Origin of the sequence: Neisseria sp. P0020.S005 (assembly GCF_051957055.1) — a bacterium.
Lineage (GTDB): Bacteria > Pseudomonadota > Gammaproteobacteria > Burkholderiales > Neisseriaceae > Neisseria > Neisseria subflava_A.
In genome coordinates, this window is record NZ_JBQCWV010000009.1 from 63,491 (window position 1) to 88,265 (window position 24,775).

The window sequence follows — 24,775 nt, forward strand, 5'->3', positions numbered from 1 at the left end:
AAACCGGATTTCCATAAACAGGGAATCCGGTTTGTTTTGTTTTCAACTTAGAACGTCAGTCTTACACCGGCGCGGACGGAGCGGCCCGGCAATGGCGCAATATATTTGAGCATGGAGTTTTGCTGTCTTGCGGTACGGTTGGCAAGGTTGCGTGCATCGAGGAACCATTCGGCTGTCGATTTTCCATGTTTGGTGGTATGGCTCATGTACATATCCCACATGGTATAGCCGCCCAAAACAGGCTCTTTGTAGTTGGCAGCCATGTGGCCTGTATGTTTGGCAGGGCGGTAGCGTGTCAGGCTGGTGCCCAGTTGCCAGTTGCCTTTATTCCATGTCAGGCCTGCGCCGTAGCGGGATACGGGCATATTGGGCATGTAATAGCCGTTGTTGCGGACGCGGTTGCCATTGCCTAATGTGCTGTTGCGTTCGTCGTCCAAATCGGCGCGGTTGTGTACGAAGTCGCCAAACAGGCGGGCTTCCAATGTGCCGTATTTATTCAAGTCAAACCATTGGTTTACCTCCAATTCCACGCCGTGAAGTTGGGTATCGCCGGAGCGCCAGTATTTGGTTGGCAGGCGTTGGCCGCCGTCATGTGCGGCATCTACGAGGAAGGTGTAGTCTTTAAATTGGGTTTTATACCAGCTTGCACGGAAGCGGCCGTCTTTCCAACCGATTTCACCGTTTACTTCCCAAGTGCCTGCTGTTTCAGGACGCAGTACGTCTACTCCCCAGTGTGATTCTGAAGCCATCAGTGCATAGTGATCGCCACCTGCATACAACTCGTTGACTTCAGGGGCGCGTTGTGAACGGCTGTATCGTGCGCCCAGTTTTAAGAAGTCAAACAGATCTACGCCTAAGCCTGCATGATAGTGGTTTAAGCTGTATTTCAGACGGCCTCTCTCTTCCAATCCTTTTACGGTCGAGCTGTTGCGTCCAGGTTTGTAATCGCCGATGTCGACCGAGTGGCGGACTTCGCCATGTCGCCAACCCAAAGATGCATTCCAGTTTTTCCACTTGAAGTTTTCCAAAGCGAAAATGCCGTATTCTTTGCTGTTGGTATCGGGCAGGTAGGCATAGTTTCCGGTGCGTTTGCCGTTGATGCCTGAAGATTCGGTGCTGCGCTGTTTCCAATCTGCGCCCAATGTACCTTTCAACCAAGAACCTGCTTTGTGGTTGAACTCCAAACGGCTTTGGAAAGTTTTGCTGTCCAAAGTTTGCATTTTGGTGTCGCCCAAGTATTCGGATGTCGGGTTTTGCGTATAGGCGGCTTGGAATTTGATGTTTTCAATCCATGGCGTCAATGGACGGTACATGGCTTCTGCCTGCCAACGGGTTTGTTGGGCGCGTACGGAAGCGTATTCGCGTGCCGGTGCTTTGCGGGTACCGCCGTGGTGGTGGCCTGATTCGGCAAAATTATAATAGCCAAAGCCTGCGATACCGGATTTGCTCAAGAAGCGGCTGACGGATACGCCTGCATAGCTGCGTTCACCGATATGGCTCAAGCCGAAAGCAAAGTTTTGATTGCTCAGATGGCTGTTTTTCAGACGGCCTTTTTCAACAGGCATATCGTCTTTCATGGCATTGATAACTTTATTTCTAAAGTTTGGACTGCCGTCATAAAGCGGATTTTCTACCCAATCGCCCCAGGATGGTTTGTTTAATTTGTACAATTCAGATTCATCAGGTTCCGAGCCGTCGTTATAACGTTTCCATAGTTCAATGAAAGCCGGAATGTCTTTCGCGACATAACGGTAATAGCCTTTATTTAAGGTTTCGGTAATGTCGGGCGTAACCTGACATGCCCACATCAGGCGAGAGCTATAAATATTGGCATGATCGTAACAGGCGGCCGGTTTGGAATCGCCGGGGATACGGTAATCATTGGCATGAGTGTCTGCTCCCGACAAATGCCAAGCCACATTGCCGACCTTACCGTTTAATTTGAACGCTTCGACACGCGGCGTATTGTAGCCGCCGCTGACTTCGACTTTGCCGTTTAAATCTTTTTCAGGCAGTTCTGTGGCAATCACGCCGGTATCGACGTCAACTGCGCCGCCAATCGCGTTGCCGCCATACAAGACTGCTGCCGATGATTTTAAAACGGTAATCTTTTCCGCCATGAACGGATTGACCATCAGTGGCAAATCGGGGCTGACAGAAGCGGCATCCGAAATACCCAAACCATTTTCACTGACATATACGCGCGAGCCGCTCAAGCTGCGGATTTGCGGTACGCCGGTATTAGGGCCGTAAGCATTGTTCTGAACGCCGGAGACTTGTTCCACAGTCTGTCCGAGCGATACGGCACGTTTTGTTTTTAAATCGTTTGTAGTTAAAACTTCTCCATCTCTTAGATAGTCTTTTGCGCCAGGCTGCAAACGCCAGTTACTTGAAGGCGCATTACCGACAACTTTGACTTCAGGTATATCTACTTGAGGAAGTTCTTCCGCAAATGACTGGCCTGAGAAAACAGCCAAAATGGCGCATAACATTTTATTTTTGTTACATAAAAATTGCTGTTTCACCGCTTATCCTTTATTGATATCACATTACGAAAGGCGTCATGATATATCTTTTCTACGGTAATTATCATAAATAAACATGTCTATTTTAATCAGTTTTGATTATTATCAATAATTATAAATATTTGTAAAATTTAGTATAGACTAGCTATTAATAATTAGTTATAAAATATTAAAAATGCCGTCTGAAACAATCCAATGTTTCAGACGGCATTTGTATGGAATAAGAAATTGCTAGAGCTAAGACAAAGGTCTTTATTCGCAGCTCAAGTTTTTTGTTTTTTCGGCGAATGTATCCATGGCAATTTGGCACATGCGTTCACGTTGTCCTACGTCGGCGGCAGGCAGGATTTGACGCAGGTATTTTGTGTTGTCGCGTTGGAACGATGCTTTATCGCCTGCTTTTTGGTAACACGCATCTGCGCGGGTAAAGTATTGCTGGCAGATTTTCGGCAATTCTTCAAAGGACAAGGGTTTGCTTTTGTGCATGCCGTGCGCGGAGACGGATAGGGAGGAAAGGGCGCACAGTGCGATGATTAAGGTTTTTGAAATGGTTTTCATGGTAAGCCTGTTTATTGAAGTTGTTTAAATCAATTGTTCGCCCCAGTGCAGCTTTTGGCGCAGGGTTTTGAAGTATTGGTAATCGGTGGGATGGAGGACGCGCAAGGGATTGTGATAGCGGCGGATGATGATGCGGTCGAAGTTTTGCACGTCGATATGGGATTGTCCGTCAAAATGTGCGCGTGCGTCGCCGCTTTTGGTAATGAGGATTTCGATTACACTGGTGTCGGAGATGGCAATCGGGCGGTTGGTCATGGATTGCGGGCAGATAGGTACAAGTGTGAATGCGTGCAGGCCGGCCTGCATGATGGGGCCGCCGGCGGCAAGCGCGTAGGCGGTCGAACCTGTCGGTGTAGAAATAATCAGGCCGTCCGAACGTTGGGTATAGACAAATTCTTGATTGATAAAGACTTCAAATTCGATCATTTGGCCTGCGCCGCCACGAGACAGTACGGTATCGTTGAGGGCGAGGGCGCGTTCGATGGTTTCGCCGTCACGAATGATGCTGGCTTCGATGAGGATGCGCTCTTCGGGCAGATATTTGCCTTCCAGTACGGGGCGGATGCCCTCAACCATGGTGTCGCGTGAGATTTGGGTGAGGAAGCCCAAGTGGCCTTGATTGATGCCGATGATGGGGACGGCGCGCGGGGCGACTTCGCGGGCGGCGGAGAGGAAGGTGCCGTCGCCACCGAGTACAATGACGAGGTCGCAGTATTTGCCCAGCTGGGCTTTGTTTACGGTTTCGCAGTAGGCGGAATCTTGGATATAGACGCAGTGTTCTTCTACGCTCAATTCATCCAGATAGATGGTGAAGCCGTTTTCGCGCAGAAAAGAAACCAATGTGTGGACGGTATCTTGAATTTCGGGCGTATTGGGACGCGTAACGATACCGATATTTTTAAATGGGCTTTTCATGTAATAGGCCGTCTGAAATTAAGTATTTAATCTATCCAGATATCGCGCTCGAGGCGGTCGAGGCGTTCGTTTAGGCGGGCAACGTCGTCACGCAGTTTGTCCACTTCTTCCAACCATGCGGCAAGCGTGGCTTGGTCGATAACAGGGGATTCGGGTTCGCGTGAAAAGTCGCTGATTTGCTCGGCAATGCTTTTGCCGATTTTTTTCATGGTGCGGCCGATGTCGCCGGCGCGCGAACTGATGCTTTCTGCGGCCACATGACCAAATACACGCGCCAAATCTTCGCTCGGATAATAGCGCAGTCCGCCTAAAATAGGAAGGACGGACATGCCCAATACCAAGTCGCCTTCGAGGCTGATATCGCCCACGCCGGGCTGGCCGCCTTGGAGGATTTTTTGGATGGCGCTGTTGTGGAATGTGATGTTGGTATCGGCGGTGTCGTTTGCGGTTTCAAGAAAACCTTGTTCGCTGATGCGTCCGGTCAGTCTGAAACCGGTCAGGCTGATGCAGATGATGCTGCCTGCAAATTCAGACAGCTCGCGCTGTTGCTCCGGATTTTGCTGTATCAGGTGGTTGATAATGGGAAATAGGGCGGACATGGTTTACTCTAAATGCCGTCTGAAACGGATGAATGGGTTGAGTCGCAATTTTACAGGCTTAGCCCGTCTGCGCAAACGGTATTTACAATTTTGCCGTTGCTTTCATCATCAACGATGAAATCAGGAGCAGGCAGGCCGAGTTTGGCCGCTTCGGCAGCATAAAATTCGGCCCGGCTTGGGTGGCGGGGTTCAACAATATTGCGGATACGCTTGCCATCAGCTTGGCAGGCTGTCTGAAAAAGGACTTGGACGGCCAAGTCTTTATGAAGAATATTGACGGGTTGATTGCCGCCTTGAATGTGTATTTTTTGAACCAGCTTGGTAACGGGATGACGGTCAGCAGAATAAAGTCCACCCAGTCGCAGTATGTCGATATGGGGTACGGCACTTTCAAGCAAGGCTTGCTCGATTGTGAGAATTTGACGGGCGGATTCGGTTTGCGGATCGGGAGGTGTAGTTTCATCGCATATGCGTGCTTGGTCGCCATACACGCTGGTGCTGCTGGTAAAGATGATGTGTTGTACCTTAGATTGCTCGGCAAGTTGAATCCATTTTTTCAGGGTATCGGCGTAATGGTTTAATGACGAAGGCGGAAGCAGGCAAAACCATGTCGGTTTGTTGATATGGTTTTGCCATAAGGTCGAACTGTGAAAAATATCGTTTTGGTTTAAATCGATAATGTCGAGTTCAATCGGCAGATTGATGTCGTCAGAGGTCAGGTTGCGTTTGACGGCGGCTACCTGACTGCCTTGCTCATAAAATTTTTGTGCCAGCGGAAGGCCGAGATAGCCTAAGCCGAGAATGGAAATATCGGGAAGGTGCATAAATAAAGCATCCGAAAATTAACAGGCCGTCTGAAAATAGCTTTAACTTGGTTAAAGCCACGTTTTCAGACGGCCTTTGTATGGAAAAATCAATGGTTGCTGCCGATTTTTTGGTCGAATTCAGCGCGGTGTTCCGGCAGGAGGTAAGGGCGCAACAGGCTGAGTGTGCGGCTGATGCCCCGTACTTTGGAGTCTTCGGTCAACTTGGCGCGGCCGCGCAGGGAGCTGTCAAAGTCGAACCAGTATTTCGTTACCATCCACATATTGACGGCAAGGTCGTTCATGGCGGTTTGGTCTGCGCTGATGATGTTCAGACCGTTGAGCTGGGTCAGCAGGTTGACCAACAGCGGTGAAACTTTGGCTTGGGTAAAGGTATTGTGTTCGCCCAATAATTCGGCACTGCGGGCAAGCAGGGTATTCACATCGCTGAAAAGGAAACGATATTCCCACATCACATCATAAATACCGGCCATGTAGTTGATGGAGTCTTCCACATTAGACGGCAATACGGCTTCGTTAAGGTAGACAAGCAGGGCTTCGCTGTAACGCTTGAACAATTGGACAATGATTTCGTCTTTATTGCGGAAATGGTAGTAGAGGTTGCCCGGGCTGATGCCCAAGTGGGCGGCAATGTGGTTGGTGCTGATATTGCGCTCGCCTTCTTCGTTGAACAAGGCGAGGCTGGCATTGATGATTCGTGTGTAAGTGTTGACTTTAGCAATGCGCGGCATGGGATACACTCCTTTGTTTTATAGGCTGTATGAAGTAGGCAGCCAGTTGGGTTCTGCGTGTAATTCTACCTGAAATTGAGTAAATACTGTATTACAAACATATTGTGCCAGCTGGTGGACATCTTGCGCGGATGCATTGTTTTTATTCACCAAAACCAAAGCCTGTCTGTCATGCACTGCCGCACCGCCGATCTGATGACCTTTCAGACGGCATTGGTCAATCAGCCAGCCGGCCGCGAGTTTGACCGAACCTTCAGGCTGCGGATAGCGTGGCATATTGGGGTATTGCTGCAACAAATCGGCAGCTTTTTCAGCGCTGACAACAGGGTTTTTAAAGAAACTTCCGACATTACCAAGCACGTTAGGATTAGGCAGTTTACTGTTGCGGATTGCACACACTGCGTCGGAAACATCTTTGGCCGTTGCTTCTCGGCCTTGGCTCAGTTCGGCAACTGCGGCCGCCAAATCGCCATAGCCCAAGTTCGGCACAAAATGCTCTTTCAACGCAAATACAACCGAAACAATCACATAGCGGCCTTTGCCTTCCTGTTTGAACAGGCTTTCACGATAGGCAAAGTCACAGTCGGCATTGGAAAGCTCGACAAAGGTGTCCGTATCCAAATCAAAGCAGCGTACGCTATGGATAACATCTTTCGCTTCAACACCATATGCACCGATATTTTGTACCGGAGACGCGCCGACCGTGCCCGGAATCAGACTGAGGTTTTCCAGCCCGCTTAAACCCAGCCCAACCGTGTGCAAAACAAAATCATGCCAAATTTCCCCAGCCTGAGCCTCAATATAAACCAGGCCGTCTGAACGCTCAATTTCGCGTATTCCCTTGTTTTCCATATGCACAACCAGACCGGCATAGTCTTCCATCAAAAGGATATTGCTGCCGCCGCCGAGCCATAAAACAGTATCTCGGTTGAACTCGGGCAGTCTGACAATGTCGCGCAACTCGTCGGCATGTTTTAATGCAACAAATGCTTGGGCTTGGGCTTTCAGGCCGAAAGTGTTGTAAGGGGTAAGGTCGGTTTGATATTGGATGGGTTGCATGGGTTTAACTTTAAAATAGGAATTCGTTGATTAAATGGCGTAATCATTGGAGAAAGACTGCTTGTATTTTTCAGACGGCCTTATGCGATTTGACCATTTCTTTACTACAAAGCTCCAAGCACCATACCAATGCTATGGCGGCAATCGTCAGCGAAACGGTCAGCGCGGTCCAGAAGCCGTAAATGCCCATATCGACATGATAGGCAAGTAAGTAGCCGGGCAACAGGCCGCAACCCCAGAAAGCCACGGCATGAATGAACATCGGCATTTTGGTCACTTTATAGCCGCGCAGCGCATATGAAGCGATACATTGGGTGGCGTCTGCCAGTTGGAATAGGGAGGCGAAAAATAAAACGGTCGCGGCAATGCCTAATACTGCCGCATCGTTGGTGTACATACTGGCCAACTGAAAGCCAAAGATGACCAAGAGCAGCGCGGTGCAGGTGGCAAGCACCCAGCCCAACACCAGCGAAACGCCTGAAATATAACGCGCCCGCAAAAAATCGCGCCGTCCGAGCGAAAAGCCAACGCGTACCGTGCTTGCCGAGCCGACGCTTTGCGGAACCATATACAAGATGCCCGACAGGCTGATGACGACTTGTTGCGCGGCGACATAATCCTCGCCGAATGGCGCCACCAAAAAGACGATAAACGAAAACGCGCTGGCTTCTAGAAAATAAGACAAGCCGATAGGTGCGCCGATTTTCCAAATCTGTTTGAAAGCCGCCAAATCGGGTTTGCCGATTTTTGCCGTCAAGCCAAACGGGCGGAAGAATTTTTCTTTGGCAATATAAAGCCACAAAGCCAATGCGCTGAACCAAAATACTGCCGCCGTTGCCACGCCGCAACCTGCGCCACCCAAAGCAGGCATGCCAAATTTTCCGTAAACAAACACATAGTTTAGCGGCACATTCAATACAAATGCCGCAAAGCTGACCAACATAATCACGCGCGGACGGTTCAAGCTGGAGGCATAGGCGTGCAGGGCGCGGTGTATCATGGCGGCCGGCATTGCCAAGCTGGTAAAGAACATATATTGCGCCATCGTGTCCTCGACATAATCGTTTAATGTCAGCCAATGACGGAAAGGCGTAATCATCGTCCACATCAACAGCATGCCGAATAGACCCAAACACAAGCCAAACCAAATGCCCTGCATTCCTGTTTTGCCGACTTCTTCGGTTTTACCTGCGCCGTACAGCTGGGCAATCATCGGATTCAACGCCGCCATTACGCCCATAAAGGTAATGTAAATCGTAGAAAACGCGCTGCTGCCCAGCGCCACCGCAGCCAAATCTTCCTTGCCTGCGCCACCGGCCATCACCGTATCGACAAAACCAATGCCCACTTGCGCCACTTGCGCCAACAGCATAGGCAGGGCGAGGGCGGTAAGCAGGCGGGTTTCTTTTAAGAAAACAGGAAAGGCAAAGCGGTTGAGGTTCAGTAGCATAATGTGTGCGATTTGAGGATAAAGGCCGTCTGAAAACGGAAATTTAAAATTATAAAGGGTAATACTGATAAGCAGGCAATATGTTGTTTAATCGCTAAATTTTTCAGACGGCCTTAAAAGTCGGATGTCTTTTTACTGCTTCCAACCAGCTGTCCGGCGTTTGAAACTGCATCAGGCCGTCTGAAAGCGATACTGCGGCTTGGGTAGTCGAAGCGCGGGTCAGTTTTTCGTTGGTTTCGGCATCGTAAATGGTGTAATCGATACGCAGGCAGCTTTCGATTTCAACGATGTCCATATCAACGCGGATTTTTTGGCCGAAACGGGCAGGGCGGATGTATTTGAGGTTCATCTGCACAATCGGCCAGCTGTACCCTTGCCGTCCCATTTCGTTGTAGTCGTAACCGATGGAAGACAGAAAAGCACAACGCGCGGTTTCAAGGTATTTGACATAGTTGCCGTGCCACACGATGTGCATGGCATCTACGTCAAAAAAAGGAACTTCGGTTTCAAAGCTGTGTTGGCAGTAGATGTGTTTTTTCATGGTTTAAAAGAGTGAGTGTGATGGTTTCAGACGGCGTCTTCGCCCCAAAAATCATAAAAATTGAACCATTGTAGCGGATTTTGCGCACATTCTTGCGCCAAAATGTCGGCAAAACCCTGCATCGCGTCTTTAACGGCAGCCTCGCGGTTGCCGCGTTTCCAGCTGGAAGTGTCGGTAAAGCGGCACAGTTTCAAATGATAGCGGCCGTTTTGTTTGACGCAAAACAGCGTGTTTACCTGTGTTTTTAAAAGCGAAGCCAACAGCCATGCACCTTGCGGCATAGGGGCGGTGTGGCCTAAGAAATTAATGTCGGCGGTTTTCTCGCCGCGTACAGGCACACGGTCGGCCGCGATGGCAATCCATTCGCCGTTTTCGATACGGTGGTTTAATTCCATCATCAGGGTGGTATCCAAATCTGTTACCTGAATCAGACGGATATGATCTGCGCCGGCTTTTTGCAATGCCTCGTTAAATGCCTGCGCGTGTTTGCTGTGCACCAATACGTTGAGTCTGAAATCTTTATGGTGCGACACCAGCGCACGGCAAACTTCAGTATTGCCCAAGTGCGAACAGGCAAAAATCTGGCCGCGTTCGTTGCGCTTGACTTGTGAATAGATGTCGTCCGGATCTTCAATCACCAAATCTTCATAACGGATTTTGCGTTGCCACACGGCAAAACGGTCGCAAACCGCTTCGCCAAATGCGACGAATTGTTTGAATACGCCGTGTTTCGGCAGGACGATATGGGGAAAGGCCGTCTGAAGGCGGGTTTGATAGCGTAAGACATGACGGCGCGGTTTGGGCGCGGTTGCATAAAAATACAGCACCACAAACCAAATGCACGGCCTCATGAAAAAAGCCGGCAGATAGCGCACCATCAATGTGGTCAGAGCGAGAAACAGGCGGCTGCCGCGTTCGGGTTGCGCCGCCCAATGGGTTTGTTTATTATTGGTCATGGTTTGGGTGTGAATTAAGTTATAGAGGATTGCACATCATCGTTTAGTAGAGAATCCCAAAAATCTGTATCTAGCTTTTTAATGCTAAAAGTTTGTTCTGTTTGCATACCTAAATCATATTGGTATACATATTCTGCTAATTTCATTCCATCTATTAAAACAACTTTGGCATTGGGTAAAGTATTTGCATATTCAATTGCATCATTTGAATATTGGGCAGTGGTAATAAAAACTCCCTTGTCTGCATTTCTCCCCATTAATGAACCTACGAAACGTTGAATTTCTGGTCTACCAATAGTGGAGTCTTTTTTATATCGTTTAGCTTGTATATAAATTCTCCCAAATCCCAATATATCTTCCTTAATTTCCCCATCAATACCACCATCTTTGCTATATTGAGTTACTGTCCCTGAATTTTCTACTGCACCACCGTATCCCATTTTTTGTAATAAATCGACTACTAATTTTTCGAAAACCTTGGGTGTTTTACTGATAATAGTGTCTATAATTTCAGTATATATTTCATGACGTATGGTTTTGTATGATGCATATAATAGTTCTTGAGGGGTTTCCTCAATAGAGTTTTTTGATGACAAAGTGATCTGTAAAACAGGCTCAGATTTTATTTTTTTATTTCGTAAAGCCATTGTTTTATCGATATATTCATTAATCTCTTGATTGCTTTTGGAGAGAAATTGTCTTCCTAGTGAATTAATGACATAGTACCCTCGTTTGGGACGATCTAGTAATTCACATAGAGTTAAATAACTTAATGTCCAGGAAATACGATCATTAAAAATAATGCCATTTCCAGATTCATATTCTTTCGTTATTTCTTCATCGCTTAGTGAGAAATATTTAGCTAATGGTGCGGTGAGTTCAGATTTTTTCCAAACTTTTCCATCAGATAGTTTTTCTAATATAGGTTTACGTAATTCTGAAAAATGTGGGATAGTCATCATAATTCTTTCTATAGATTAAATATTTTACCCAATCGGTGTTTCAACATACCGAAAAACAGCCGTGTGTGCATTTTGCTGATGCGGACATTGTCGGCAAAGGCATCGAAGTGGGACACGCCGTCTGCGGCGTATTGGACGGGCGTTTTAATCCAAACTGGCTTGACGTCGCGCCAGTACAGGCGGATAAGGATTTCCGTGTCGAAGTCCATGCGGTCGCCTACGGTTTCTTCGCGGACGACGGACAGCGCGGGTGTAAGGGGATAGAGGCGGAAGCCGCACATGCCGTCTTTGATGTCGCATGACCAAGTGTGCAGCATATTCCAGAAGTCGGTAATTTTGCGTCCGTAAAGCCGTGCTTTGGGCGCGTCATCGCCGTATTGCGGCCAGCCGCAAATAACGGCTTCGGGGTTTTGTTCTGCTGCGGCGAGGAGTTTGGGCGTGTCGTTCAAGCAGTGTTGGCCGTCTGCATCGACCTGCAAGACGTGGGTATAGCCATGTTCTTGGGCGTATTCCAAGCCGGTTTTAACCGCTGCGCCTTTACCACCGTTGATGGGACGGTAAAGGACATCAATGCCGTCTGAAACCAAAGCCTGCAATACAGGTTTGCATTCTTCGCGTGAACCGTCGTCCACAATTAAAATGTTTAAACCGAAGCCGCGCATGGTTTGGGCAACGTGGCTGATGGTGGTCGGGTGGTTGTAATGTGGAATGAGGGCCAGGGTTTTCATAAATATTTTTTAGACGACGTTAACATAATGCAGAGTATAGCAAATAAACATGCCATGGCGTTTGAAAAGGCCGTCTGAAACGGCGAGGACAAAATCGTTTGATTTCGTTTTTCACTGTTTCAGACGGCCTTTTATATGCCATTAATTCAGCATTGTACATGACCGACATCGAGGCATAAATCATGGAACTCGTTGAGCGTGCTACGGTGTCCGATGCTGATGATGATGCTGTCGGGCAGTTTTTGCTTTAAGGCACGGTAGAGCATGGCTTCGGTCGGTTCGTCCAAGGCGGCGGTGGCTTCGTCGAGCAGGATGACTTTGGGCTGCGAGAGCAGGGCGCGGACGAAGGCGACGCGTTGCAGTTCGCCTGGGGAGAGTTTGTGTTGCCAGTCATCGGTTTTATCTAATTTATCGACCAGATAACCTAAGCGGCAGGTGTTCATGGCGTCGGCTAACTCGGGATGTTGTTTGTCGATGTCGGGGTAACAAATCGCATCGCGCAGGCTGCCTTGTGCCGTGTACGGACGTTGCGGCAGGAAGAGGATGTCTTGATGCGGCGGATGGCTGACTTTACCACTGCTGCCGAAAGGCCAAAGCCCTGCCAGCGCGCGCAGCAACGAAGTTTTGCCGCAACCGCTCGGGCCGCGTATCAGCAGGGAATTGCCGCTTTTGAGGTTAATATTGATACCGTCTAATAAAACTTCGCCGTTGTGGCGGTATAGGGCAACGTTTTCTAAGATCAGGCCGTCTGAAACTTCGGTAAGGTCGGGTTGTCGTGCGGTGTGTTTTTCTTCCGTACTCAGCAAAAAGCCGTACAGACGCTCCAGTCGGGCGCGGTAGGCGGTGAATTTGTTGTAGAACATCCGAAAGAAAGACAGCGCGTTTTGCAGTCGTGCAAAGGCTTGGACGGTCTGCTGGATGTCGCCGATTTTGATTTGTCCGGCAAACAGGCGCGGAGCTTGCAAAATAATCGGGAAGAGTTTGATGCCGTTGGTGAACATATCGTTAAAGCCGCTCAGGCAGACGCTTTGCCGAGCAATGCGCCAACGGTTGCGGATAATGGCTTTAAAACGGTCGGAAAGCTGGTCGTGTTCGTATTGTTCGCCGCTGTAAAACGCCACGCTTTCGGCGTGGTCGCGCACACGGATGAGGGAGTAACGGTAGTCGCCGTTGAGTTTTTCGTTTTCATAGTTGTAACGAATCAACGGGTTACCTATCCACATGGCGATAAAGGTCGCCAAAATCACAAACATATAGACAAACCAAACGATGCCGTGCGGAATGTCGAAGCCGAACACAGTCAGGATGCCTGCCAAGCCCCACAAAACAACGGCAAATTCCAGCGAGGTAACGACCGAATTGACCATGCCGCGCACAAATTCGATGGTCGAGGCGATGAAATCCTGTGCGTCCTGTTGGATACGCTGGTCGATGTTGTCCGGCGCGTGGCGGCGCATTTGCAGGCGGTAGTAGTTTTTGTCGCCAAGCCAGCGTGAAGTCAAAACTTCATTGAGCCGCTCCGACCATTTAATCGCCAAACCTTGATCGAGAAAGTCGTTGACGACGTTGTTAAACGCCCGTATCAACACCACGCCCGCATTCATCGCTGCAAACATCCAAAACGCGGAGGCATTCAAATCTTGCATCGAGTCGTAAAGCCCTTTGGACATAAAGGTACTCAACACATTCAGCCGCACTTCGGTTAACAGCAGCGTAATCATCGCCGTAATCAGCAGCAATACTTTAACTGCACTTTTCGGCGTCAGGCAAAGGCGCAGGATATAGCTAAACTCGCGCCCGAAGCGTGTGTTGCGTGCAAAAAACAGAATGACCGCCGAGGCTGCAGCGACCATCAATAAGGTCTGCAATAGCCAAGACGGCGTGGAATAAAGCTCGATTTGCCATTTTTGCATGGGGTGTTCTCTGAAAGGAAGTACAGGCCGTCTGAAAGGACGGCAAATTTATTTGACTATGGTAACTGTAATAATAGTTTTCTGAACTGTTGTATTTTTGTATTTACAAACGGTTCTTATTTGTTTTTGTGGAAAGCAGAAATCTTATCAAATATAATCGCAAAACCAAATTACTTTGTAATTTTTTACTCGATATAAGAAATAAGAATTATTAATATTTCAAACCAGAAGGTATTTTATGAACAGCAAATTAGCCCTGATGCCGCTTGTGGTTGCAAGCGCATTCGCCTACGCCGCCGATGAAGCCACTTCTGCTCCCGAAGCATATGCAGAAGTGCAGGAAGTCAAAGTCCACGCCGACGCCAAACGCGTCAAAGCCGCACGCTCGTATTCTATTGCCAGTGACGGCGATATGCGCGACCGTGTGAATTTGGGTGTGTTGGGTAAAGCCAATGCCTTTACCGCTCCGATTACTGTGGTCAATTACGACGAAAAAGCCCTCAACAATACCGAAGCGCGTACTTTGGTGGATGCCGTAGCGAAAAAAGATGCTTCGACTTGGCAGTTCGGCGGTGAAAGCAACACCTTGACCGGCCTGTATTTCCGCGGTTACCAACTTGATGCGCGCCAATTCAGCGTCAACGGCTTGGCCGGTATGTATGGCACACAAGGTACGGCCAGCGTGCAAGTCGGCTCCGCGCAACTGATTAAAGGCGCATCCACTGCCGTAAACGGCATGGACCCTGAAGGCGCGGTATCCGGTTCCGTCAATATCGAAACTAAAAAAGCCGCTGACGAAGGTAACCGCAAAATCGGTTTGGGCTGGTTCAGCAACAACCGCGCCCAAGGTACGTTCGACTTGGGCCAACGCTTCGGCGAAAACAAAGAATTCGGCGTGCGTGCCAACGGCAAACTGCGCCACGGCGACACCCCGCGCCACGGTTACAGCGAAGACAACAAAGAATTTGCATTGAATGCTGATTATCGCGGCGAAAAACTGCGCGTGGCGTTCGATTCCATCTACGCGAAACGCAAAACCAACGGCGGCCGTGCGCGTATGCAGGACATTCAAAACCTGCAAGGCCGTCTGTTTGATGCACCTGACGGTAAAACCAATCTGCTGCCTTCTTGGAACTGGCAAAACACCGTCGGCCAAACCAATATGCTGACCTTTGAATGGGATGCGTTTGACAATGCACAGATTACAGGCGGTATCGGCTACAACAAAGCGCGTTATTACGGTACGCTGATTTCTCCTACTGTATGTTTGAATGCCACCAGTACTTGTACCGATGCGCAAAACACAAACGCCAGCGGCAAAGTAACGGCCCGCAACTATGACTACAATACAGGTACTGCCCGTCTGACCGACCAATACTTCCGCACTTTAAGCATGAACCTGTCTGCGCGAGGCGAATTTGAAACCGGTCCGGTTACACACAACTGGAGTACGGCTTTTGACCGCGTTATCCGTCAACGCGCCACTACGCGTGGTTTGTCAGCAGGCAGCAGCAGCGCGAAAATTTCTGCAAGCGGCGATATTGCTGCGCAACTTGATTCTTTCCAACCGGACTATGCAACCGATTGGGAAAGCTCTGCCAATCTTGATGCCAATATCAAAGTCAACAGTTTGGCCTTGTCCGACACACTAGGCTTTGCCGACAACAAATACCGTCTGACTTTGGGCGGTCGTTTCCAAGCGGTTGAATATACCGATAAAAAAGCAGGCCAAAGCGGCGATGCCAAACGCTTCAGCCCTATGTTTATGGCCGCGTGGGTGCCGCAACCTGATTTGGTTGTTTACGGCAACTATATGGAAGACTTAGAGCCAGCCGATATCAAAACCGATGATGACGGCCATACCACCATGTCCAAACCGCGTGTCAGCCGTCAGTTTGAAGTGGGCGTGCGTAAAAACTGGGGCAATTTCGTAACCACGTTAAACGCGTTCCAAATCAAACGTCCGGGCTACTGGAGAGGTCAGACAACCACTGATCCAAAAACTAAGAAGACAACGCTGACTTACGGCAATAATTCTGATTTTGCCCGTTATAAAGCATTAGGCGGTGCAGCCGGCGACGAGCAAGGTATGGAACGCAGTCGCGGTATTGAGTTCAACACCTACGCGAACTTGCTCAACAATACTTTGCGTCCGACTTTGGGCCTGATGTATCTGCAATCGACCGTGAAAGACTACCCAAATTCACGCGATATGCTGGTTAACGGTGTACAAGTCGCCAATCCGCGCGTAATTGCCAAAGCAGGCGTTGAATGGGACACCCCGTTTGCCAAAGGCTTGACCCTGAACGGCAACGTTTCGTATTTCGGCAAGTCTTACCAAGACACGCAAAAACAATACGCCTTCCCGTCCTATACCTTGGTTGACGTAGGCGCGCGCTACAAAACCAAGCTGGGTAAAAACACTCTGACCGTCAGCAGCTCGCTAGAAAACCTGTTCAACAAAAACTACTGGCAGGTACAGCGCGGCCAATATGACCGCAGCTTCGCCGTCGTCGGCATGCCGCGTACTTATTGGCTGAAAGCGGAATTGGATTTCTAATCTGATTTCGGTTTGACCGTAATAATCAGGCCGTCTGAAAGGGAATGATAAAAAGCAAGAATTTGGTTTTTATCCCTTTTCAGACGGCCTGATTTGATTGCCTTATGTTTTTTGCTTGAAAAATCTTACATGTTTTTTATGGATTTCACGCGAAACAAGGTTAATATTCCATTTTCACAATACATTATTCGAGAAGACATATGAAAAAATCCATCAAACTGACCCTGTGCGCCCTCGCACTGTCACTTTCCGTGCAAGCGCAAGCGGTTACCCATGCAGTAATTGAAACCAATATGGGCAACATCCAACTGGAGCTGGATGAAGTCAAAGCGCCGAAAACCGTGGCAAACTTTGTCAATTACGCCAAAAAAGGTTTTTACGACAACACGATTTTCCACCGCGTTATCGACAATTTTATGATTCAAGGCGGCGGATTTACCGAGAAAATGGTACAAAAATCCACCGATAAAGCCATCACCAACGAAGCATACAACGGCTTGAAAAATAACGTCGGCACCATCGCCATGGCGCGCACCGGCGATCCGAATTCAGCAACCAGCCAGTTCTTTATCAATACAGCCGACAACGACTTTTTGAATTTCAAAAGCAAAACCCCTCAAGGCTACGGCTATGCCGTTTTCGGTAAAGTTACTTCCGGTATGGACGTTGTCCGTAAAATCAGCAAAGTGAAAACTGCGACACGCGGCTATCATCAAGACGTTCCAACCGAAGCCGTGATTATCCGTAAAGTCAGCATCAAATAATTTTGATTGCTTGAGTCCAAACAACAGGCCGTCTGAAACATTCAGACGGCCTGAATTTATTTATTTGATAATAAGCGGCAATTTGGGCGATAATTCAGCATCTACCATTTAAGGAGTCGATTATGCAAACCCGCCTGCCTTTTTTCAGCGTTGTCCGTGTCAGCGGTGAAGACAGAGCTTCATTTCTTCATGGTCAATTATCGAACGATATTAATAATTTAGCTTTAGGTCAGGCATGTTATGCCACATACAATACGCCTAAAGGCCGTGTGTTGGCGAATATGTTGGTCGTCAATCGCGGAGAAGATTTACTGTTGGTCATGGCGCAAGATTTGACCGAGGCCATCGTCAAACGCCTGAGAATGTTTGTCTTGCGTGCAAAAGTCGTCTTCGAGCTGATGCCTGATTTAGTAGTCAGCGGCGAGTTGGCAGACGATGCAGAACCTCATCCTGCTACCGAACCGCAACTGTCTTTCCCGGCCCAAATTCAAGAAAACACCGTAGAAATTACCTTGCCGCACACAGGCCGTCTGAAAATTTCAGCAGCCAAAAATGCAGCCGAATATCAAGCAGGAGCCGAAAACGCATGGAACCTGCACGAAATCCGCAGCGGCTATCCGTGGATTTGCGCCTCAACCAAAGAAGCGGCTGTTGCTCAAATGCTCAACCAACACATCATCGGCGCAGTTCATTTCCGTAAAGGCTGCTACCCCGGCCAAGAAATCATCGCCCGCGCCCAATACCGAGGCCAAGTCAAACGTGGTCTGGCCGTATTAAGCGGCGATTCTTTAGAAGCCGCGGGTATTGCCATCAAAGTCGGCGAGGAAGAAGCAGGCGTTATTCTTAATACTGCACTCACAGAGCAAGGCAGCCTCAGCCTCGCCGTTATCAAGTTTTCCGCAGCAGAAGCAGCATTGACCGATGCAGACGGTAATGCTTTGAAACAGGAAGAACTGTTTTTTACGGTCGAAAAAGATTGATTGTCAGATGATTGAATAAAAAGCTTAAATATTAGCTTGAAATGAAAACAGAAAGGCCGTCTGAAATTCAGACGGCCTTTGATATTGAGTTTTGTTGGTACATGACCCAAGCTGCGTTTGCTGCTGACGGATTACGGCATGGTTTGGAATCATTCGGTAGCAACAAAAACCGCGTGCGTGCGTACCGCACACACCCTACACCTTAATCTTAAAGTTTGCGTTGCCCGCAGGTAGGGTGTGTGGTGTAGCCACGCACGCGGTTGGTGGGAATGCAGGCTACGGCTTGCTAAGCTTGATATGACTTGTTTAATCTAATTCTAATTCATACGAGAGCCCATCTCTTACCTTACTAAGTAATTGATAAGCTGCTTCTGAATAGAAATGAAATTTTGTTGAATCTCCCGAAGATACACAAATATGATAGATGTTATCTGAGGATTTAATAGAAATACCTTTATCACTCACAATTTTCTCAATAAGCTCATTTGCTTTATGCCATGTTCTGTAACCTAAGCGTTCTGCTAATTTAGTAAGGCTTAATGGAAAATTCGCACTCATTGCTGCAACTGTAGCTGCATCAGCAATACCATATAGCTTAACAAGGGTCTCCCCATCTGCATCAGCATATTGGCTTAAATGTTCGTAATTGACTTGAATCGTACTTTTAGGAATATCTTCTCTTACTAATTTGTACTGTCTTGATATTAATGAGCGTAAGATTTTTGGATTAAAATTTTCTATAACATGTGAATTTTTAAAAGAATTAAATACCCATTTGTAATCTTTAACCGAAATGTTATTCATCCTAAAATTTTTTCCATTTGATAAAAGAATAGAATATTCCCTAGGATATGATTTGCTATCACAAAAATCTCTTTCCCATTTTACAAAAAACATATTTGGCATCAGTTCATTATTGCCACCTAAAACTAAATCTATATCTGCTAATATATTTTTAATATTTTCATCATTAACGCCATACCCAATAAAAATAATAGGATGTTCTAGGAAAAATGTTAAAAGTTTTGCAATCAAATATTTTGATTTACTATTAAAATTTTCATAATCTTCTTTAGTCAGAACAATACTTGAGAAATCTCGTGCACATCCGTGAATTTTATAAATTTCTCCTATATCTGAAATAATATTTGTAATAATCTTTTGTCCAACTATAGGTGTGTGATCAATAAATACTTTATCTTCTAAAAAAGTATCGTAGTTGGTAGTAATAATTGCTTGAGGACATATAGCTTTTAAATCTTCTAACTCTTCGGAATAGTTAGGTGGTAGGGAATCGAAGACATCTTGGTTCTTAACTAAGTCTTGAAATAATTTACAGACTTGGTGTTTTAGGTATGAATCTTCACTCGTATCAGAAGAAAATAAATTATCAGGAAACTCTTCTCGTCCTTTTTTGGTCCAAGCCCAAGTTCTGTAGTATCCTGCAAATTGAGAAGCGACTGCAGCTAAATCATTATTTTTCCCTTGTATATAATACGCTAAATCTTTTTTTATGTTTGGGCATTTTTCTGCTAGCTGCTGTAGGAGCTCTGTCCAATTAGGTCCTCCTAAATATCTTTTGGAAAAGCCAGAACCAATAAAGAGAATGGGCTGATACGCGAAATTGGTTTTACACTGTTCAATCTTTTCTAACATCTCACTCTGATATTGTTCATATGGTGTTCTCATTTTCCAATCTCCAAATTTATAATTATAGCCAAAGGCCGTCTGAAATTTTCTGGTGACCTTTTTTCAGACGGCCTTTTGATTACAGTATTAAATCAACAATTAATCGAGTTTCTCACTTACCCAGTTTTCGATGCTTGCCAATGTTTCTGGCAATTTGTCGGCATCTGTACCGCCGGCTTGTGCCAAGTCAGGACGGCCGCCGCCTTTGCCGCCGACTTGTTCGGCTGCAAATTTAACCAGATCGCCTGCTTTGACTTTGCCAGTCAACGGTTTGGATACGCCGGCGCATAGGGAGACTTTGCCGTCGTTGACTGCGGCGAGCAATACGATGGCTTGTTCTGATTTGCCGGTCAAGTCGGTAACGATTTCGCGCAGGGCTGCGGCATCGGCTTCGATTTGGGCAGCAACGAGTTTGGCTGAACCCAAGTCTTTTGCATCGTCCAAGAGTTTGGCGCCTGCGTGGACGGCAAGTTCGGCTTTGGCGCGTGCCAATTCTTTTTCCAATGCTTTGGCGTGTGCTGCGCTTGCTTGGATTTTCGCCAGTACGTCTTTTTCAGTTTGGGCTTTGGTTTCGGCAATAATGTCTTTAACCAAGCGTTCTTGTTCTTGCGCCCATTTGAGTGCGTTCAGGCCGGTGATGGCTTCGATACGGCGCACGCCTGCGGCAATACCGCCTTCGCTGATGATTTTGAAGAGGCCGATGTCGCCGGTGTGTGAAACGTGTGTACCGCCGCACAATTCAGTAGAGAAACCGCCCATTTGCAGCACGCGCACTTCGTCGCCGTATTTTTCGCCGAAGAGCATCATGGCGCCGGTTTTTTGGGCATCTTCCATGCTCATAATGGCTGCATTGACGGCAACGTTGGCCAAAATGGCTTTGTTGACGCGGCGTTCTACTTCGGCGATTTCTTCGGCAGTTACTGCTTGAGGATGGGAAATGTCGAAACGGGTGGATTCGGCGGTAACCAAAGAGCCTTTTTGTTCAACGTGTTCGCCCAATACATCGCGCAGAGCTTTGTGCATCAAGTGGGTTGCGCTGTGGTTGCGCATATTGGCATTGCGGATTTCGTCATCCACTTTGGCGGTAACGCTGTCGCCGACTTTCAGACGGCCTGACGTTTGTACGCCGAATTGGCCGAATACGGCCGCTTTGATTTTTTGGGTATCGTGTACTTCAAAGCGGTTTTCGCCTGCGAAGATATAGCCGACATCGCCGACTTGACCGCCGGATTCTGCATAGAACGGGGTAAAGTCGATAACGATGGCACCTTCGTCGCCTTCGTTCAATTCATTAACTTGCTCGCCGTCTTTGTAGAGGGCGAGGACTTTAGATTCGGTTTGGCGTTCGCTATAACCTTTAAACTCGGTATCTTGGCCTTCGTAAGGCAGTTGGGCGTTGGCTTTGAAGCTTTGTGCGGCGCGTGCGCGTGCGCGTTGGGCTTCCATTTCACGCTCGAAGCCTGCTTCGTCCAGTTCGATATTACGTTCGCGGCAGATGTCGGCAGTCAAGTCGTATGGGAAGCCGTAAGTATCGTAGAGTTTGAAGATGATTTCGCCGTCGAGTTTTTTGCTGCCTTTAGCCAACGCGTTTTCCAACAAAGCCATACCGGTTTCCAGAGTTTGGGCAAAACGGCTTTCTTCGTTTTTCAATGCTTCTTCGATTTGAGCTTGTTTTTCTTTCAACTCAGGATAAGCATCACCCATCTCTTTGACCAAATCAGCCACCAGTTTGTGGAAGAATGGTTTGCTTTGACCCAGTTTGTAACCGTGGCGCACGGCGCGGCGGATAATGCGGCGCAATACGTAGCCGCGGCCTTCATTGGAAGGCAATACGCCGTCTGCGATCAGGAATGAGCAGGAGCGGATGTGGTCGGCGATGACTTTCAGGCTTGGTTCTTCCATGCTGAAAGCTGCGCCGGTTTCGCGGGCAACGGCTTTGAGCAGATCTTGGAACAAGTCAATTTCGTAGTTGCTGTGAACATGCTGCATGACGGCGGCCATGCGCTCCAAGCCCATACCGGTATCAACGGATGGTTTAGGCAGCGGATTCATATTGCCTTGTTCGTCACGGTTGAACTGCATGAATACGCAGTTCCAAATTTCAATCCAGCGGTCGCCGTCTTCTTCAGGGCTGCCCGGAATGCCGCCCCAGATTTCTTCGCCGTGGTCGTAGAAAATTTCGGAGCAGGGGCCGCAAGGGCCGGTATCGCCCATTTGCCAGAAGTTGTCGGATGCGTATTTCGCGCCTTTGTTGTCGCCGATGCGGACGATGCGCTCGGCAGGCATGCCGATTTCGTTCAGCCAAATGTTGTAGGCTTCGTCGTCTTCTGCGTAAACGGTTGCCAACAGTTTGTCTTTAGGGATGTTCAACCATTCAGGGGAAGTCAAGAATTCCCAAGCGAAGTGGATCGCGTCGCGCTTGAAGTAGTCGCCGAAAGAGAAGTTGCCCATCATTTCAAAGAAGGTGTGGTGACGGGCAGTGTAGCCGACGTTTTCCAAGTCGTTGTGTTTGCCGCCTGCGCGTACGCATTTTTGCGCGGTAGTAGCGCGGTTGTACGGGCGTTTGTCAAAGCCGAGGAATACGTCTTTAAATTGGTTCATGCCTGCGTTGGTAAACAGCAGGGTCGGGTCGTCGTGTGGCACGAGCGAGGAGGAGCGGACGATGGTGTGGCCTTTAGATTCAAAAAATTTCAGGAATTTTTGGCGTAGTTCGGTGGTTTTCATAATGTCTCGATAAATTTTTTACAAGGATTTCAGACGGCCCGGACGGCGCGTTACGATTAAAAACGAATGGGCGTTATCTTACCGCAAAACCATATTTCAAGCTATCGGCAGAAAGGTTTTAAGTTGGCTGAAACCCGTCTTTCAGACGGCCTTAAGCGGGGCGATATCTTTTAACAATGAAGCCTATCCGCTCGGGCTTGCCTGCTTTATAATGCCTCTCTATTTTCAACCGGATACGCAAGGAATGATAATGACCAAACATCTGCCCCTCATCGTACTGACTGCGCTGGCGCTGGCCGGCTGCGGCGACTCGGACAAAACTTCTGCCGACAAGGCGGCTCAAACCGATAATCAAAAGGTATTGAGCATTTACAACTGGTCGGAATATGTCGATCCCGAGACGGTTGCCGCGTTTGAGAAAAAACACGGTATCGCAGTAACTTACGATGTATATGACAGCGATGAAACACTGGAAAGCAAGGTATTGACCGGCAAGTCGGGTTACGACATTGTGGGTCCTTCCAATGCGTTTGTCGGTAGGCAGATTAAGGCAGGTGCGTATCAGAAAATCGACAAATCCCTGATTCCCAACTATAAAAACTTGAATCCTCAGTTAATGAAACTGATGGAAGGCGTTGATCCGAACCACGAATATGCCGTTCCGTTTTATTGGGGTACTAACACCTTCGCTATCAATACCGAGCGTGTGAAAAAGGCTTTGGGCACGGATCAGCTGCCGGACAATCAATGGGATTTGGTGTTTAACACCGAATACACGTCCAAACTCAAGCAATGCGGCATCAGCTATTTGGACAGCGCAGCGGAGATTTATCCTATGGTATTGAACTATATGGGTAAAAATCCAAACAGTAGCGAAACGACGGATATTAAGGCGGCTACGGAAGTTTTGAAGAAAAACCGTCCGTACATCAAGCGCTTTACCTCGTCCGGTTTTATCGATGATTTGGCGCGCGGCGATACTTGCGTAACGATTGGCTTTGGCGGAGATTTGAACATTGCCAAACGTCGTGCCGAAGAAGCAGGCGGCAAGGAAAAAATCCGTGTGATGATGCCGAAAGAAGGCGTGGGGATTTGGGTGGATTCGTTTGTGATTCCGAAAGATGCGAAACATGTGGCCAATGCCCATGCGTATATCAATGATTTCTTAGATCCTGAAGTTGCGGCGAAAAACGGCAATTTTGTTACTTATGCGCCATCCAGCAAACCGGCTCAAGAGCTGATGGATGAAGAGTTTAGAAACGACAATACGATTTTCCCGACCGATGAGGATTTGAAAAACAGCTTTATTATGGTGCCTATCCAACCGGCGGCATTGAAATTTATGGTCCGTCAATGGCAAAGCGTGAAAGCAGGAAAATAAGCTGCTTTAAACGTATTAAGGCCGTCTGAATGGTGTAACCGAAATCCTTGATTTCGTTTTACGGCTGTTCAGACGGCCTTTAGTTTGTGCCAGATTGGCTTGGATAAGGTGTAAAAGACAAAGGGCGTGTCTATCAATCACGCCCTTTGTGTTTGTTTCAGACGGCCTTAGAATTTCACGCCTTTATGCAGGGCAACGATGCCTGCGCTCATGTTGTGGTAATCCACGCTGTCGAAGCCTGCATCCAGCATCATTTGTTTCAAGGTTTCTTGGTCGGGGTGCATACGGATGGACTCGGCGAGGTATTGGTAGCTGTCGGCATCTTTGGCAATCAGTTTGCCCATAATCGGCAACAGTTTGAAAGAGTAGAGGTCGTACACGCCTTCCAAAGGTTTGTACACTTTGGAGAATTCCAACACCAGCAGGGTGCCGCCCGGTTTCAATACGCGGTACATTTCTTTCAGCGCGGCATCTTTGTGTGTCATATTGCGCAGGCCGAATGCGACGGAAACCAGATTGAAATAGTTGTCGGGGAACGGCAATTTTTCAGCGTCTGCCAACGATACGGGCAGAATCATGCCTTCGTTGAGCAAGCGGTCGCGGCCGACCGTCAGCATGGAGGAGTTGATGTCTGTCAGCCAAACTTCGCCTTCTTTGCCCACGCGTTTCGCCCAGCCTCGGGACAAATCGCCTGTACCGCCGGCGATGTCCAATACTTTGTCGCCTTTTTTCAGGCGGGCGGTATTGATGGTGAAATGTTTCCAAACACGGTGCAGACCGCCGGACATTACGTCATTCATAATGTCGTAGTTTTTTGCCACGGAGTGGAAGACTTCGGCAACTTTGCCTGCTTTTTCGTCTTCGTCAACGGTAGAGAAGCCGAAATGGGTTTTGTGGTCGCTCATAGTGTCTGCCT

21 protein-coding genes are annotated in these 24,775 nt (G+C 48.0%); 5 read left to right on the plus strand and 16 right to left on the minus strand.

All coding sequences use genetic code 11. The annotated features are described in order from the left end of the window. Nucleotides 1-47: 47 nt before the first annotated feature. The 13 genes from ACTHTU_RS08345 to ACTHTU_RS08405 form a co-directional block, all read right to left on the minus strand. Nucleotides 48-2,492: a TonB-dependent receptor gene (locus tag ACTHTU_RS08345; RefSeq protein WP_440362276.1), complete on the minus strand. Its 2,445-nt coding sequence runs from the start codon at nt 2,490-2,492 to the stop codon at nt 48-50. Between the two features lie 285 nt (nt 2,493-2,777). Then, nucleotides 2,778-3,083 (minus strand): hypothetical protein, encoded by a 306-nt coding sequence (locus ACTHTU_RS08350; protein ID WP_070585645.1) that lies wholly within the window; start codon nt 3,081-3,083, stop codon nt 2,778-2,780. Nucleotides 3,084-3,107: 24 nt separating this feature from the next. Further along, a complete protein-coding gene (locus ACTHTU_RS08355; RefSeq protein ID WP_036491160.1) occupies nt 3,108-3,998 on the minus strand; it encodes an NAD(+) kinase in 891 nt (296 codons plus the stop codon). 26 nt (nt 3,999-4,024) lie between these two features. Further along, the gene (locus tag ACTHTU_RS08360; RefSeq protein WP_003746353.1) at nt 4,025-4,597 is read right to left on the minus strand and encodes a ubiquinone biosynthesis accessory factor UbiJ; all 573 of its coding nucleotides are present in this window, start codon (nt 4,595-4,597) and stop codon (nt 4,025-4,027) included. Nucleotides 4,598-4,647: 50 nt separating this feature from the next. Then, a complete protein-coding gene (locus tag ACTHTU_RS08365) occupies nt 4,648-5,421 on the minus strand; it encodes an NAD-dependent epimerase/dehydratase family protein (protein ID WP_440362277.1) in 774 nt (257 codons plus the stop codon). An 89-nt stretch (nt 5,422-5,510) separates the two neighbouring features. Then, nucleotides 5,511-6,152, minus strand: a complete 642-nt coding sequence (locus tag ACTHTU_RS08370; protein ID WP_004519965.1) for a TetR/AcrR family transcriptional regulator — start codon at nt 6,150-6,152, stop codon at nt 5,511-5,513. An 18-nt stretch (nt 6,153-6,170) separates the two neighbouring features. Further along, nucleotides 6,171-7,211: a UDP-N-acetylmuramate dehydrogenase gene (gene murB / locus ACTHTU_RS08375; protein ID WP_440362278.1), complete on the minus strand. Its 1,041-nt coding sequence runs from the start codon at nt 7,209-7,211 to the stop codon at nt 6,171-6,173. Nucleotides 7,212-7,281: 70 nt separating this feature from the next. Continuing rightward, nucleotides 7,282-8,661: an MATE family efflux transporter gene (locus tag ACTHTU_RS08380; protein WP_440362279.1), complete on the minus strand. Its 1,380-nt coding sequence runs from the start codon at nt 8,659-8,661 to the stop codon at nt 7,282-7,284. Nucleotides 8,662-8,764: 103 nt separating this feature from the next. Continuing rightward, a complete protein-coding gene (locus ACTHTU_RS08385; protein ID WP_004519960.1) occupies nt 8,765-9,202 on the minus strand; it encodes an acyl-CoA thioesterase in 438 nt (145 codons plus the stop codon). Nucleotides 9,203-9,228: 26 nt separating this feature from the next. Then, on the minus strand, nt 9,229-10,158 hold the full coding sequence (locus ACTHTU_RS08390; RefSeq protein WP_440362280.1) for an LpxL/LpxP family acyltransferase: 930 nt from the start codon (nt 10,156-10,158) through the stop codon (nt 9,229-9,231). A gap of 14 nt (nt 10,159-10,172) precedes the next feature. Further along, a complete protein-coding gene (locus ACTHTU_RS08395) occupies nt 10,173-11,120 on the minus strand; it encodes a restriction endonuclease (RefSeq protein WP_283119024.1) in 948 nt (315 codons plus the stop codon). Nucleotides 11,121-11,128: 8 nt separating this feature from the next. Next, entirely contained in the window at nt 11,129-11,848 is a 720-nt protein-coding gene (locus ACTHTU_RS08400) for a glycosyltransferase family 2 protein (protein WP_440362281.1), read from the minus strand. Between the two features lie 146 nt (nt 11,849-11,994). Beyond that, nucleotides 11,995-13,761, minus strand: a complete 1,767-nt coding sequence (locus ACTHTU_RS08405) for an ABC transporter ATP-binding protein/permease (protein ID WP_440362282.1) — start codon at nt 13,759-13,761, stop codon at nt 11,995-11,997. A 238-nt stretch (nt 13,762-13,999) separates the two neighbouring features. Here ACTHTU_RS08405 and ACTHTU_RS08410 point away from each other — a divergent pair, with 238 nt between their 5' ends. The 4 genes from ACTHTU_RS08410 to ACTHTU_RS08425 all read left to right on the plus strand — a co-directional run bounded on the left by ACTHTU_RS08410 (nt 14,000) and on the right by ACTHTU_RS08425 (nt 18,271). Then, on the plus strand, nt 14,000-16,321 hold the full coding sequence (locus ACTHTU_RS08410; protein WP_049332501.1) for a TonB-dependent receptor domain-containing protein: 2,322 nt from the start codon (nt 14,000-14,002) through the stop codon (nt 16,319-16,321). Between the two features lie 200 nt (nt 16,322-16,521). Next, nucleotides 16,522-17,085 (plus strand): peptidylprolyl isomerase, encoded by a 564-nt coding sequence (locus tag ACTHTU_RS08415; protein WP_049332503.1) that lies wholly within the window; start codon nt 16,522-16,524, stop codon nt 17,083-17,085. Between the two features lie 122 nt (nt 17,086-17,207). Beyond that, the gene (ygfZ, locus tag ACTHTU_RS08420) at nt 17,208-18,065 is read left to right on the plus strand and encodes a CAF17-like 4Fe-4S cluster assembly/insertion protein YgfZ (protein ID WP_440362283.1); all 858 of its coding nucleotides are present in this window, start codon (nt 17,208-17,210) and stop codon (nt 18,063-18,065) included. A gap of 41 nt (nt 18,066-18,106) precedes the next feature. Next, on the plus strand, nt 18,107-18,271 hold the full coding sequence (locus tag ACTHTU_RS08425) for a hypothetical protein (RefSeq protein ID WP_440362284.1): 165 nt from the start codon (nt 18,107-18,109) through the stop codon (nt 18,269-18,271). A gap of 100 nt (nt 18,272-18,371) precedes the next feature. Here ACTHTU_RS08425 and ACTHTU_RS08430 read toward each other — a convergent pair whose 3' ends face one another. Beyond that, nucleotides 18,372-19,754 carry an SIR2 family protein gene (locus ACTHTU_RS08430; RefSeq protein WP_440362285.1) on the minus strand — a complete coding sequence of 461 codons (1,383 nt, stop codon included), beginning with the start codon at nt 19,752-19,754 and terminating at the stop codon, nt 18,372-18,374. Between the two features lie 99 nt (nt 19,755-19,853). Then, on the minus strand, nt 19,854-22,478 hold the full coding sequence (gene alaS, locus ACTHTU_RS08435) for an alanine--tRNA ligase (protein ID WP_440362286.1): 2,625 nt from the start codon (nt 22,476-22,478) through the stop codon (nt 19,854-19,856). Between the two features lie 250 nt (nt 22,479-22,728). Between alaS and ACTHTU_RS08440 the strand changes: the two genes are divergently transcribed. Beyond that, nucleotides 22,729-23,859, plus strand: coding sequence for a polyamine ABC transporter substrate-binding protein (locus ACTHTU_RS08440; protein ID WP_440362287.1), 1,131 nt, complete (start codon nt 22,729-22,731; stop codon nt 23,857-23,859). Between the two features lie 167 nt (nt 23,860-24,026). Here ACTHTU_RS08440 and ubiE read toward each other — a convergent pair whose 3' ends face one another. Further along, the gene (gene ubiE / locus ACTHTU_RS08445) at nt 24,027-24,764 is read right to left on the minus strand and encodes a bifunctional demethylmenaquinone methyltransferase/2-methoxy-6-polyprenyl-1,4-benzoquinol methylase UbiE (RefSeq protein ID WP_004519946.1); all 738 of its coding nucleotides are present in this window, start codon (nt 24,762-24,764) and stop codon (nt 24,027-24,029) included. Nucleotides 24,765-24,775 lie beyond the last annotated feature (11 nt).